General features: G+C 54.6%; 9 protein-coding genes. 5 read left to right on the top strand and 4 right to left on the bottom strand.

The window, feature by feature from the left end:
* From OGW44_RS25615 to mgtL, 3 genes are all read right to left on the bottom strand, one after another.
* Window positions 1-1421, bottom strand: a 1421-nt coding sequence (locus tag OGW44_RS25615; protein WP_502874012.1) for a beta strand repeat-containing protein, incomplete at its 3' end; no start/stop codon positions are given.
* Between the two features lie 559 nt (window positions 1422-1980).
* A complete protein-coding gene (mgtA, locus tag OGW44_RS25610) occupies window positions 1981-4689 on the bottom strand; it encodes a magnesium-translocating P-type ATPase (RefSeq protein ID WP_185654784.1) in 2709 nt (902 codons plus the stop codon).
* Between the two features lie 144 nt (window positions 4690-4833).
* Complete coding sequence (mgtL, locus tag OGW44_RS25705) at window positions 4834-4887, bottom strand: mgtA regulatory leader peptide MgtL (RefSeq protein ID WP_223870169.1); 54 nt, start codon at window positions 4885-4887, stop codon at window positions 4834-4836.
* 191 nt (window positions 4888-5078) lie between these two features.
* Between mgtL and treR the strand changes: the two genes are divergently transcribed.
* From treR to nrdG, 5 genes are all read left to right on the top strand, one after another.
* Window positions 5079-6026: a trehalose operon repressor TreR gene (gene treR, locus OGW44_RS25605; RefSeq protein WP_016155565.1), complete on the top strand. Its 948-nt coding sequence runs from the start codon at window positions 5079-5081 to the stop codon at window positions 6024-6026.
* A 157-nt stretch (window positions 6027-6183) separates the two neighbouring features.
* A complete protein-coding gene (gene treB / locus OGW44_RS25600) occupies window positions 6184-7602 on the top strand; it encodes a PTS trehalose transporter subunit IIBC (protein ID WP_016155564.1) in 1419 nt (472 codons plus the stop codon).
* 49 nt (window positions 7603-7651) lie between these two features.
* Window positions 7652-9304, top strand: coding sequence for an alpha,alpha-phosphotrehalase (gene treC / locus OGW44_RS25595; protein WP_185654785.1), 1653 nt, complete (start codon window positions 7652-7654; stop codon window positions 9302-9304).
* Window positions 9305-9713: 409 nt separating this feature from the next.
* Window positions 9714-11852, top strand: a complete 2139-nt coding sequence (gene nrdD, locus OGW44_RS25590; RefSeq protein ID WP_016151477.1) for an anaerobic ribonucleoside-triphosphate reductase — start codon at window positions 9714-9716, stop codon at window positions 11850-11852.
* Window positions 11853-12027: 175 nt separating this feature from the next.
* Complete coding sequence (gene nrdG / locus OGW44_RS25585) at window positions 12028-12492, top strand: anaerobic ribonucleoside-triphosphate reductase-activating protein (RefSeq protein ID WP_016151476.1); 465 nt, start codon at window positions 12028-12030, stop codon at window positions 12490-12492.
* A 32-nt stretch (window positions 12493-12524) separates the two neighbouring features.
* On the opposite strand, the gene OGW44_RS25580 is transcribed toward nrdG, so the two are convergent.
* Window positions 12525-14438, bottom strand: coding sequence for a BglG family transcription antiterminator (locus tag OGW44_RS25580; protein ID WP_049043244.1), 1914 nt, complete (start codon window positions 14436-14438; stop codon window positions 12525-12527).
* Window positions 14439-14445: the final 7 nt, after the last annotated feature.

The raw sequence follows: 14445 nt of genomic DNA, 5'->3' as shown, positions 1-14445 counted from the left end.
ACCGTGTTGCCGTCTCCGTCCACGCTGGTGCCGGTGCCGCCGTTGGTGGCGCCGTTGTCGCCGGTGTTGTTGATGTCGTTACCGTCGCCGGTCACGTCAGTACCGGTGGAGCCTTCACCGTCTGCGGTGTTTTTGCCGCCGTTGTTGATGGTGTTGTCGTTGCCGTCCACGCCGGTGCCGGTACCGCCGTTGGTGCCGCTGTTATCACCGGTGTTGTTGATGTCGTTGCCGTCGCCAGTCACGTCTGTACCGGTGGAGCCTGCACCGTCGGCGGTGTTGTTGCCACCGTTATCAACTGTGTTGCCGTTGCCGTCCACGTCTGTGCCGGTGCCGCCGTTGGTGGCGCCGTTGTCGCCGGTGTTGTTGATGTCGTTGCCGTCGCCGGTCACGTCTGTACCGGTGGAGCCTTCACCGTCTGCGGTATTTTTGCCGCCGTTGTTGATGGTGTTGTCGTTACCGTCCACGCCGGTGCCAGTGCCGCCGTTGGTGCCGCTGTTATCACCGGTGTTGTTGATGTCGTTGCCGTCGCCGGTCACGTCTGTACCGGCGGAGCCTTCACCGTCTGCGGTATTTTTACCGCCGTTGTTGATGGTGTTGTCGTTGCCGTTCACGTCGGTGCCGGTGCCGCCGCCAGTAGCGCCGGTGTCACCATTCACATTAATATCGTTACCATCGCCGTTGATAATCGTCCCGGTATCGCCCGGGCCGCCTGCGGTGGAGCCACCATCAACTGTTTTCTGCTGCCCGTCGCCGTCAATAACCGTGGTGTCTGGCCCCGCAAGAGTAAGCTTTCCTGCGCGGTTGTACGACCAGAACAGGTTGTTACTGCCGTACGTTCCCTGCATCACCAGCGCATTGCCCATCACGTTCAGGCTGGTCACGGTCAGGGTTTTGCCGTCCGGCGCGGTCAGCAGGTAGCCGTCGCCCTGCTTGGTAATGGCGAAGGTGGTATTGGTATAAGTGACGCCGTTCACCACCAGCGAGGCAAAGGTCAGGGTTTTCGCGCCCCGGTCAAGGGTAACGCCATTGTCATAAACGGAGGGGGGGGTATCAGGTGTAACGGGGTCCACCGGATCGACAGGTGTTACCGGGTCCACAGGTGTTACCGGGTCCACAGGCGTTACTGGATCAACAGGCAACCCGGAGGACGAATGGCTGCTGCCGCCGCCGCCGCTCGCCGCGATACCCACCGTGGCGGCCACAGCAGCGATACCGCCCACCGCCCATGCCCAGCCCTGCTCTAAAACGCTTTCCGTGGCTTTCTGGCACTCCGGCGACAGTTTGGCCAGCTCAGCCTGAGAAAGGCTGCTGATATTTTCGGGACACTGCTTTTTTTTGTCTTCGTTGTTGTTAAGATCGGCGGCAAATGTATTACCGCTTAATGCCAGGGCAATACAAAATGAAATAGCTTTCCTTTGCATAATGTGAGTCTCTCTGATGTGAGCGAAATGATATAGATAAAACGACATAGCGACGAAACACGCCGCCGCAGATTCTCCGAATCTGTAATACAGCGGCACCATATAAATAAATTTATATAGAAGCGAGTATATCCAAAGACATATTTCATAACAACGAATCACCGCCATGAATATATATCTCAACGCATTGTTTTTATTGGGATTGATAAAAATAAGAATAAAGGAATCATTAAAAAAAAACATAAAATACAACATGTTGCAATCATAGATTTTTATGTAAATTTTTTAATTCTCGATATTTTGCGGAATGAATGGAGGGGGAGTGCTAAGGCATATCTTATAAATTATAATTTTTAATGTATGAATATTAAAAAACAATATTCTACGTGAATTTATTCACTTATCATTCACATTTATCGAATTAATTATCTTTTAACAGAAATAATAATACGCATGAATTTTCTGCGGCACGAATCATCGGGCGATACCGATATTCCTCCTGCGCCAGGTTACAGCTGCGTTGGCTTTTTAAGGGGCCAACGCAGCCGATATCTTGTGCTTACTGCCAGCCGTAGCGGCGGCTATAAAAACCTTTCACGAGCTGGGTTAATGTCATGTAGCCCGCCAGAATCGCAATCAGCCACGGGAAGTAGCTCAGCGGCAGCGCCTGCAATTGCAGATAGTTGGCCAGCGGGGAGAACGGTAATGCAATGCCTACCACCATGACCACCAGCGTCATCAGCATCAGCGGCCATGCGGCGCGGCTTTGGATGAACGGCACGCGGCGGGTACGGATCATATGCACAATCAGCGTTTGCGACAGCAGGCCTACCACGAACCAGCCAGACTGGAACAACGTCTGATGTTCTGGCGTATTCGCATGGAAGACGAACCACATCAGGCAAAATGTCAGAATGTCGAAGATCGAGCTGATTGGTCCAAAGAAGATCATAAAGCGCCCCAACTCGCTGGGATTCCAGCGCTGCGGCTTTTTGATCTGCTCTTCGTCGACGTTATCAAACGGAATCGCCACCTGGGATACATCGTACAGCAGGTTCTGAATCAGTAAGTGCAGCGGCAACATCGGCAGGAACGGTAAGAAGGCGCTCGCCACCAGCACGCTAAACACATTACCGAAGTTAGAACTGGCCGTCATTTTGATATACTTCAGCATGTTAGAAAAAGTACGGCGTCCTTCGATCACCCCTTCTTCCAGCACCATCAGACTCTTTTCCAGCAGGATGATATCAGCCGCTTCACGCGCAATATCAACCGCGCCGTCAACGGAGATACCAATGTCCGCCGCACGCAGCGCCGGGGCATCGTTAATGCCATCCCCCATAAAGCCAACCACATGACCTTCGCGCTTGAGCAGCGTGACAATGCGCTCTTTGTGCATCGGCGTCAGACGAGCAAACAGCGTGGTGCGCTGGGCCAGCGTTGCCAGCTCATCGTCGCTTAACCCTTCAATGCTGCTGCCGATAACCACATCGCCCGCATCCAGCCCTACTTCATGACACACTTTCGCCGCCACCAGCTCGCTATCGCCAGTCAGGATTTTCACCGTAATACCGCTGGCTTTCAGCGCTTTGAGCGCTGGCGCGGTGGTCTCTTTCGGCGGATCGAGGAACGCAATATAGCCTTCGAGGATCAGATCTGATTCATCAATACGCTGGTAATCGCCCTCACGCGCTGGCAGGTATTTCGTCGCCACTGCTACCACGCGCAGCCCCTGGCGATTCAGCGTATCCGTGACGCGCTTCACCCGACGCAGCATGTTGTCATCTAACGGGACAACCTCACCGCTGTAGCGCACCTGGGTGCAGACGCTGAGGATCTCCTGCAGCGCGCCTTTGCACACCAGCTGATGCACATCGGTTTCTTCAGCGACCACCACCGACATGCGGCGGCGTTCGAAGTCAAACGGGATCTCATCAATTTTCTGCCAGCGGGTAGAGAGCTGGCGGGCTGATTCTTCGTCCACACCTTCCAGCACTGCCGTATCCAGCAGATTCTTCAACCCGGTCTGGTAATGGCTGTTCAGCCACGCAGAATGCAGGACGTGCTCGCTGGGTTTACCAGATATATCTGTATGATTCTCAAGTACAATTTTGTCTTGTGTCAGGGTACCCGTTTTATCAGTACACAGGATATCCATCGCGCCAAAGTTCTGAATGGCGTCGAGGTGTTTGACGATGACCTTTTGTTTTGACAGCTTCACCGCCCCACGCGCCAGCGTCGAGGTGACGATCATCGGCAGCATTTCCGGGGTCAGCCCCACCGCGACAGACAGGGCAAACAGCGCCGCTTCCCACCAGTCGCCTTTGGTATAGCCGTTGATGATGAGCACAATCGGCGCCATCACCAGCATAAAACGGATCAGCAGCATGCTGACGCGACTGATCCCTTTCTGGAAAGCATTCTGCTCGCTTTCCTGCTCGCTGACGCGGCCCGCCAGTTGCCCGAACCAGGTATTGGCTCCGGTCGCAATCACGATGGCCTGCGCCGTGCCGCTCACCACGTTGGTGCCCATAAAGCACAGGGTATCGCATTCGAGCGGGTTGCTTTGCTGCGGGTCGCGGCTGGTTGCGACTTTCTCCACCGGCAGCGATTCACCGGTCAGCGAAGCCTGGGCCACGAACAGGTCACGAGCCTGCACCACACGCAGATCGGCCGGGATCATATCCCCTGCCGCCAGCTTAATGATATCGCCGGGAACTAACTGGTCGATCGGCAGTTCAACCCAGCCGTTCTCTCCTTTCTCGTTGATAACGCGCAGCACCGTAGCGGTGTTACTGACCATCGCTTTCAGCGCATCTGCCGCTTTGGTGGAACGCGCCTCCTGCACAAAATTCAGTAACGTAGAGATGACGACCATCAGAGCAATGACGCCAGCGGCAAACAGATCTTCGGTGGCATAGGAAATCGCACCGAGGATGGTCAACAAAATATTAAACGGGTTGCGGTAGCAGACCCACAGATGCACCCACCACGGCGACGGCTTCTGCGCCGGCAGTTGGTTCTCGCCATGTAATTCGCGAGCGTTTTCCACTTCTGCGGCGTTTAATCCTTCCGGGTGCGCGCCAAACGTTTTCCACAGCGCGGCTTCGTCAATCAGCGCCATTTTCAGACAATGTTCGCTCAGCGATGGCGGGATCGGCGTGCTGGCAACGGTCTGGGCATTAGGCAACGGATCGCGATGCACCAGACGGTGTGGTAAATGGCGGTTTAGCCGGGCAAATAGCTGGCGAGTGATATTTTTGAACATAGGCAGTCCCTCTGCGCCAGTCTCAACAGGCGCAGTAAATCCTTCAGGCGTGGCAAAGCCTTACCTGATGGCAATATTAAAATCACAACAGGGACGTCAGAACGTCACTGTCTTACTGCTCCGGTAAGACAGTGAAAGACAGGCTTACCGGAAAGGGGAGTTTCTCCATCTCGGGAGAGGGGTGGGATCGGGATCCATATAGCCTCCGGTAAGTGAATGATTTGCGCTGCGGATTATACGCAGAAAACCATAAGGTTTGTGGCAATTATGGCAGTATGATAAACCATGGAAACTAAACCAAACGTATACCAGACTTTGCCCATTGCGCTGCGCTTGAGTAAAGTTATTCTCTATTTGGCATAACTTCACACGCAACACGGGAAAACAGGATGCAAAACCGGCTGACAATTAAAGACATCGCCCGCTTAAGCGGTGTGGGAAAATCAACCGTTTCCCGTGTGCTTAACAATGAAAGCGGCGTGAGCGAACGCACCCGCGAACGCGTTGAAGCGGTGATGAATCAGCACGGTTTTTCCCCTTCCCGCTCCGCACGCGCCATGCGCGGACAAAGTGACAAGGTGGTGGCGATCATCGTCACGCGTCTGGACTCGCTTTCGGAAAATCTCGCCGTACAAACCATGCTGCCCGCCTTTTATGAGCAGGGTTACGACCCGATCATGATGGAAAGCCAGTTCTCGCCCGAGCTGGTTGAAGAGCATCTCGGCATGCTCAGACGCCGCAATATTGACGGCGTGGTGCTGTTTGGTTTTACCGGCATAAGTGAATCCATGCTCGCCTCCTGGCAGGATTCGCTGGTGCTGCTGGCAAGAGATGCCAAAGGCTTTGCCTCCGTCTGCTATGACGATGAAGGCGCCATTCGCACCCTGATGCAGCGTTTATACGATCGCGAGCATCGCCATATCAGCTTTCTTGGCGTTCCCCATAGCGACGTGACCACCGGTAAGCGCCGCCATGAAGCCTACCTGGCGTTCTGTAAGAAACACAAACTGCATCCTGTAGCCGCGCTACCGGGGCTTGCCATGAAGCAGGGTTATGAGCAGGCCGCCAACGTCATCACCCCGGAAACCACTGCCTTAGTCTGCGCGACGGACACCCTCGCCCTTGGTGTCAGCAAATATCTGCAAGAGCAGCGAATTGAGAATCTACAGCTGGCGAGCGTGGGCAGTACGCCGCTGATGAAATTCCTCCATCCGGAAATTATCACCGTCGATCCAGGATATGCCGAAGCCGGACGACAAGCGGCCTCGCAGCTGATCGAGCAGATCAACGGCCGTAGCGAACTACGACAAATCGTTATTCCTTCCACCCTCTCCTGATCGCTTTCTGAGCGTTAATTTGTGATCTTCGCTACGTTTCGGGAACGTTCCCATTTTTAAAAAATCATCGACGATATACTCTGGCCACAGCAACGAGAGAGTTGCCAGATGGCGATGCTAAAACGTCTTATCCGGCCTACGGGGAACACACATCATCATGAGCAAAATAAAACAAGCAGACATCGACCGGCTGATTGAGCTGGTAGGCGGGCGCGACAATATCGCCACGGTAAGTCACTGCATTACTCGCCTGCGTTTTGTGCTGAATCAGCCTGCGAATGCCAGGCCAAAAGAGATCGAACAGTTGCCGATGGTCAAAGGCTGCTTCACCAACGCCGGGCAGTTTCAGGTAGTGATTGGCACCGAAGTGGGCGATTACTACAAAGCGCTGCTGGCGACAACCGGTCAGGCCAGCGCCGACAAAGAGCAGGCGAAAAAAGCCGCGCGGCAGAATATGAAATGGCACGAACAGCTGATTTCTCATTTTGCGGAGATCTTCTTCCCGCTGCTGCCAGCGCTGATTAGCGGCGGCTTGATCTTGGGGTTCCGTAATGTGATTGGCGATCTGCCCATGAGCAACGGGCAGACGCTGGCGCAGATGCACCCTTCGCTGAAAACCCTTTACGACTTCCTGTGGCTAATTGGCGAAGCGATCTTCTTCTATCTGCCGGTCGGGATCTGCTGGTCAGCAGTGAAGAAAATGGGCGGAACGCCGATCCTCGGTATTGTGCTGGGTGTGACCCTGGTTTCACCGCAGCTAATGAACGCCTATCTACTCGGTCAACAGGTACCGGAAGTGTGGAACTTCGGCCTGTTCAGCATTGAGAAAGTGGGCTATCAGGCACAGGTTATTCCGGCACTGCTGGCCGGTCTGGCGCTCGGGTTTATTGAAACACGCATGAAACGCATCGTCCCGGATTATCTGTATCTGGTGATCGTCCCGGTGTGCTCGTTGATCCTTGCGGTGTTCCTCGCGCACGCCTTTATCGGTCCGTTTGGCCGCATGATCGGCGACGGTGTCGCGTTTGCGGTCCGTCACCTGCTGACCGGCAGCTTTGCCCCGATTGGCGCGGCGCTGTTCGGCTTCCTGTATGCCCCGCTGGTGATAACCGGCGTGCATCAGACCACGCTGGCTATCGACATGCAGATGATTCAGAGCATGGGCGGTACGCCGGTATGGCCGCTGATCGCACTGTCGAATATCGCTCAGGCCTCTGCGGTAGTCGGGATCATCATCTCCAGTCGCAAACACAATGAACGTGAAATCTCCGTTCCTGCCGCGATCTCCGCCTATCTCGGGGTCACTGAACCGGCCATGTACGGGATCAACCTGAAATACCGCTTCCCGATGCTGTGCGCGATGATCGGTTCCGGTCTCGCCGGACTGCTGTGCGGCCTGAACGGTGTGTTGGCGAACGGAATTGGCGTCGGCGGTTTGCCGGGCATCCTCTCCATCCAGCCGACTTACTGGCAGGTATTTGGCATGGCAATGGTCATTGCGATTGTTATCCCCATGGTACTGACCTCATTCGTTTATCAGCGTAAACACCGTATGGGCACACTACAAATTGTCTAACTTTTCTTCGGGGCGCAGTTGCGCCCCATCGTATTTCCAGGAAACAACCATGAATATTCCCCACTGGTGGCAAAACGGCGTCATCTATCAGGTTTACCCCAAGAGTTTTCAGGACACCACCGGCAGCGGCACCGGCGATTTACGCGGCGTGACGCAGCGCCTCGACTATCTGCAAACGCTGGGGGTTGATGCCATCTGGCTAACGCCGTTCTATATTTCGCCGCAGGTTGATAACGGCTACGACGTCGCGGATTACATGTCTGTCGATCCGGCCTACGGAACGCTTGCAGACTTTGACGAACTGGTGGCGCAGGCGAAAGCGCGCGGTATCCGTATTATTCTCGATATGGTGTTTAACCACACTTCAACCCAGCACCCCTGGTTTCGCGAGGCGCTGGATAAAGACAGCCCGTATCGTCAGTTTTACCTCTGGCGCGACGGTACGCCAGACAGTCTCCCGAATAACTGGCGCTCCAAATTTGGCGGCAGCGCCTGGGGCTGGCACGCCGAAAGCGAGCAGTACTATCTGCACCTCTTTGCTCCGGAGCAGGCAGACCTGAACTGGGAGAACCCGGCGGTCCGCGCCGAGCTAAAAAAAGTGTGCGAGTTCTGGGCCGATCGCGGCGTGGACGGACTGCGTCTCGACGTGGTGAATCTTATCTCTAAAGATCAGGACTTCCCGAGCGATCCCGACGGCGATGGGCGGCGTTTTTATACCGACGGCCCGCGCGCGCATGCGTTTTTACGTAAAATGAATCGCGACGTCTTCACGCCCCGCGGCCTGATGACGGTCGGAGAAATGTCCTCCACCACGCTGGAAAACTGCCAGCAGTACGCCGCACTCGATGGCAGCGAACTGTCGATGACCTTCAACTTCCACCACCTGAAAGTGGATTACCCCAACGGTGAGAAGTGGACGTTAGCCAAACCCGACTATGTGGCGCTCAAAACCCTGTTCCGCCACTGGCAGCAAGGCATGCACAATCAGGCCTGGAACGCGCTGTTCTGGTGTAACCACGACCAGCCACGCATCGTGTCGCGTTTTGGCGATGAAGGTAAATACCGCGTTCCGGCCGCAAAAATGCTGGCGATGGTGCTGCACGGTATGCAGGGCACGCCCTACATCTACCAGGGTGAAGAGATCGGCATGACCAATCCGCACTTCCGCCAGATTACCGATTATCGCGATGTGGAAAGCCATAACATGTTTGCCGCCCTGAACGGCCAGGGGCGCGATGCGCAAGAGCTGCTGGCGATCCTCGCCAGTAAATCGCGCGATAACAGCCGCACGCCGATGCAGTGGGATGCCAGCAAACACGCGGGCTTCACCCAGGGTGAGCCGTGGATCAATCTGTGCGACAACGCAGCGGATATCAACGTGGCGGCAGCGCTGCGCGATACCGACTCGGTGTTCTATACCTATCAGAAGCTGATCGCATTGCGTAAAGCAGAGCCGGTTATTACCTGGGGCGACTATCAGGATCTGCTACCGGAAAGCCCGCATCTGTGGTGCTATCAACGTAAATGGCAAGGACAGCGGTTGCTGGTCATTGCTAATCTGAGCGATACCTTCCAGAGCTGGCAGCCGACCCAGACCGACGGCAACTGGCAGGTGCTGATGCACAACTATGCCGAGGTCGCCAGCCAACCCGCAGACATGACGCTGCGTCCTTTTGAAGCCGTCTGGTGGTTGCAAAAATAGCTTGCAATTATGTTCAGGCCCGGTACGCATAACGCTGCCGGGCTTTGATGCATACGCTCAGCTTACCTTTCTGTTTTTGTTGAATAATTAATCAGAATTTTCTGCCCACAATTTACAATCGGCTGTAGTGCCCGTCATCTGTACGCTCCGATTTTTACTTTGCGCTACATCAAATAAATCGTAAACATCCTTGATGCAAATCACTACATATAGAACTTAAAATGCACGCCGACCCAATATGTTGTATTAATCGACTACAATTGCTACAACTACAGTGCACCGCTTCACGGTGGAATTGTGGATAAAGTGGGTCAGGATTGCGGGAAGTCATTGGCAATAGAGATGAATAAAGCCCTGATGGCTTCCCCAACCTCTGTGGATAACCTGTTCTTATAAATATGGAGTGATCATGACACCGCATGTGATGAAACGAGATGGCTGTAAAGTGCCGTTTAAATCAGAGCGCATCAAAGAAGCCATTCTGCGTGCAGCTAAAGCAGCGGGAGTCGATGACGCAGATTACTGTGCCACCGTCGCAGAAGTCGTTAGTAGCCAGATGAATGAGCGCAGCAAGGTCGATATCAACGAGATCCAGACAGCGGTAGAAAACCAGCTAATGTCTGGCCCGTACAAACAACTCGCCCGTGCGTACATCGAATATCGCCACGACCGTGATATCCAGCGTGAAAAACGTGGCCGTCTGAACCAGGAAATTCGTGGTCTGGTTGAGCAAACCAACTCTGCTCTGCTGAATGAAAATGCCAACAAAGACAGCAAAGTGATCCCGACCCAGCGCGACCTGCTGGCCGGTATCGTTGCCAAACACTATGCGCGTCAGCACCTGCTGCCGCGTGATGTCGTCCAGGCGCACGAGCGTGGTGATATTCACTATCACGATCTCGACTACTCTCCGTTCTTCCCAATGTTTAACTGCATGCTGATCGACCTGAAAGGCATGCTGACGCAGGGCTTTAAGATGGGTAACGCGGAGATTGAACCGCCAAAATCCATCTCTACCGCGACCGCCGTCACCGCGCAAATTATCGCGCAGGTCGCCAGCCATATTTATGGCGGCACCACCATTAACCGTATTGATGAAGTTCTCGCGCCGTTCGTCACCGAGAGCTTTAATAAACATCGTAAAACCGCTGAAGAGTGGCAAATCCCGGACGCCGACGGTTATGCCCATTCCCGTACCGAGAAAGAGTGCTACGACGCATTCCAGTCTCTCGAGTATGAAGTGAACACCCTGCATACCGCCAACGGTCAGACGCCGTTCGTGACCTTTGGTTTTGGCCTGGGAACCAGCTGGGAATCGCGTTTGATCCAGCAGTCCATTCTGCGTAACCGTATTGCCGGCTTGGGTAAAAACCGTAAAACCGCAGTGTTCCCGAAACTGGTGTTCGCGATTCGTGACGGTCTGAACCACAAGTTTGGCGATCCGAACTACGACATCAAACAGCTGGCACTGGAGTGCGCGAGCAAGCGTATGTATCCGGACATCCTGAACTACGATCAGGTGGTCAAAGTGACCGGCTCGTTCAAAACGCCAATGGGCTGTCGCAGCTTCCTCGGCGTGTGGGAAAACGAGAACGGCGAACAGATTCACGACGGGCGTAACAACCTCGGCGTTATCAGCCTCAACCTGCCGCGTATCGCGCTGGAAGCGCATGGCGATGAAGCCACCTTCTGGAAGCTTCTCGACGATCGTCTGGTGCTGGCGCGTAAAGCGCTGATGACCCGCATTGCGCGCCTGGAAGGCGTGAAGGCCCGCGTGGCGCCAATTCTGTATATGGAAGGGGCCTGCGGCGTGCGTCTGAAAGCGGACGATGATGTGTCAGAAATCTTTAAAAATGGTCGTGCATCCATCTCTCTGGGCTACATCGGTATTCACGAAACCATCAATGCGCTGTTTGGCGACAAGCATGTGTATGACAGCGAGCAGCTGCGCGCCAAAGGTATCGCCATTGTGGAACGCCTGCGCCAAGCGGTCGATCAGTGGAAAGACGAGACTGGCTACGGCTTTAGCCTGTACAGCACGCCAAGTGAAAACCTGTGCGACCGTTTCTGCCGTCTGGATACCGCCGAATTTGGCGTGGTCCCGGGCGTGACCGACAAAGGCTACTACACCAACAGCTTCCACCTCGACGTGGAGAAGAAGGTTAACCCGTACGACAAGATCGATTTCGAAGCGCCGTACCCGCCGCTGGCAAGCGGGGGCTTCATTTGCTACGGCGAATACCCGAATATTCAGCACAACCTGAAAGCGCTGGAAGACGTCTGGGATTACAGCTATCAGCACGTGCCCTATTACGGGACCAACACGCCAATCGATGAATGCTACGAGTGCGGCTTTACCGGTGAGTTTGAGTGCACCAGCAAAGGCTTTACCTGCCCGAAATGTGGTAACCACGACGCCGCGCGCGTATCGGTCACCCGCCGCGTCTGCGGTTACTTAGGCAGCCCGGACGCTCGTCCGTTTAACGCCGGTAAGCAGGAAGAAGTGAAGCGCCGCGTTAAGCATTTAGGGAACGGGCAGATCGGTTAATTTAGACGATTTTATTGCCCGGCGATGCGACGCTTTTCGGGCCATTATTTCCGCAACGCAATTCACGTCATAGCAAGGCAGCAAATGAGTAAGTCCCGGGGAGCTTACATAAGTAAGTGACTCGGGCGCACGAACGCAGCTATGGCGCGAATTGATAAACGGATGAGAAGCGCAAATGAATTACCATCAGTATTACCCTGTCGACATCGTTAACGGTCCCGGCACTCGCTGTACCCTGTTTGTTTCAGGATGCGTGCATGAATGCCCCGGTTGCTATAACAAAAGCACCTGGCGGCTGAACTCCGGCCAGCCGTTTAGCAAAGAGATGGAAGACAAGATCATTGCCGATCTGAACGACACGCGTATTCACCGTCAGGGGATCTCGCTCTCCGGCGGCGATCCGCTGCATCCACAAAACGTGCCGGATATTCTGCAACTGGTGCAGCGCATTCGCGCTGAGTGTCCGGGAAAAGACATCTGGGTGTGGACCGGCTACAAGCTCGATGAACTCGATGCCGCGCAAATGCAGGTTGTCGATCTCATCAACGTGCTGGTCGATGGCAAATACGTGCAGGATCTTAAAGACCCGGCGCTAATCTGGCGCGGCAGCAGTAATCAGGTTGTACATCACTTGCGTTAATTTCCAGCAGTAGAGGTTCTGTTTTCCGCCCCTCAAAAACGGCTCACACACTCCATTGCAACCGTTTTGAACTCGCTGAAATTCCGGCATGCGCAGAGTCGCGTCATCGCGCGCTCGCGCAGGAAGGTGACGAAAATATCGTAGATCGCCATCGCTTCTTCGTATTCGCTTTTGCTGATGGCGAGCAGGAAGATCACATGCGCCGTTTCATCCCCCCAGGCGATACCCTGCGGGGCGAGGATGGTGTAGACCACCGTTTTCTTTGCCAGCAGACCGAGGGCGTGCGGCAGGGCAATGCTGTCACCCAGCATGGTGCTGACGATGGCCTCACGTTCAACCACCGAATCAAGAAACTCCGCATCGACAAAGCCTTCATCCTGCAACTGGCGACATAAAACGTTGAACAACGTTTGTTGATCCATTGGCTCGTCGATCACACGAAAATGGGCGGCATCGAAGAATTTGTTCAACATCCACGGACGGGTTCTGTCGACCAGCACCAGTTTGCCAATTTGCTCCAGTTGATAATCGGTAGGGAACGGTGCAATCATCACCACAGGCTTATCTTTTTCACCAACCCGCGCGGTAGAGATGACGAAATCTTCGCTGATGCTTTCCCGCTGTTCGTAGTCGCGTAGCGTCACGGTATCAACGATTTCTATCTGCGGATACTTACGCGCCAGCACCGCCTCAATCATCCGCAGCATCGCATTTCCAGCATCGCATACCAGCAGAACTTTCGGCTGCCTCTGGTAACCGATGTTGTAACTACGCTCCAGCCCGACGCCAATATGCAGCACAAGGAAGCCAATCTCATTTTCACTGATGGTGTACGGCGTATATTTTCCCCATCCCGAGACGGCGGCCAGCGTCATGTCCCAGGCCATCGGGTAGTGCTGTTTAATATTTTCCAGTAGCGGATTGGGGATCATTATCTGGTAACGCACCCGGGTGATCATCGTCTTAATATGCGTCAGCAGATCAGCATGTAACTGTTTGTCATTCAACAGGTTGTAGTTGTACTGGCTGTTGATAAAACGCAGGATGTAATTGACCAGCGCTTCGTCATCATCCGCATTGATGGCGCTGGGGGCGATCTCTTGTACCTGGCGGGCGGCGATATGCACCTGCAGCCAGTTCTCTTCGGAAACGGTAAGCGGTTTATCCGCCAGTCGGTGCAATACCGCTGCGATTTCCCGCGTGGCCAGGCACACTGATTGCTCGGCTTCTTCTGCGGCAAATTCCGGGAGGGGATACCCTTCGCTAATCCGCCGTACCGCCACCGCGCAGTACAACCGCAAAAACAGCTCACCCTCATCGGTCAGGCGAATGTGAAAACGGGCAAAAATATCCTGCAAAACAGGTTGTAGCTGTTCAGGGATCCCGGCATTTAGTGCCTCTTGCGTCACTAGCGGGTGCTGTGGATCCTGCTGCGCCAGCGTCCATAGCAGATCGGTCAAACAGGCGCGGATCGCCATCTCGCTGCCAAACAGCTTCATACCGTGACGGGGGCGCGTTTCCAGCGTCAGATGATAACGTTGCAGATGCTCGCGCACCTCAGCCATATCGTTTTGCAGCGTCGCGCGGCTGATAAACCATTCATCAGCCAAATCCTCCAGCTTCAGCGAAAAGGCCGACGTCAGAAAACGAACCACCAGCCAGTGCACCCGCTCCTGGCTGGTGCGAGGGATGCGCAGCAACGCGTCTGGTCGCTGCGTTTGCAGGGCATGATAACGTGCCGGGTCGTCAATTTTGAGTTGATAACCGTTACCCCGGCTGAGGACAAACTGCGCGCCGTACTGGGTGAGCAGCGCGTTTAGCGCAGTGATATCCGCCCGTACGGTGCGTGTGGAAACCGACAACCGCTGCGCCAGCTCGTCCTGTGGAAGCGCTTCGTTTTGCAGCATGCCAAACAGCTGCGCTAAACGTTGGTTGGGGAATCGCACGTCAGTT

Source organism: Citrobacter sp. Cb023, assembly GCF_030336805.1.
Taxonomy (GTDB): Bacteria; Pseudomonadota; Gammaproteobacteria; order Enterobacterales; family Enterobacteriaceae; genus Citrobacter; species Citrobacter braakii.
This window is presented reverse-complemented; position numbering and strand designations above follow the sequence as displayed.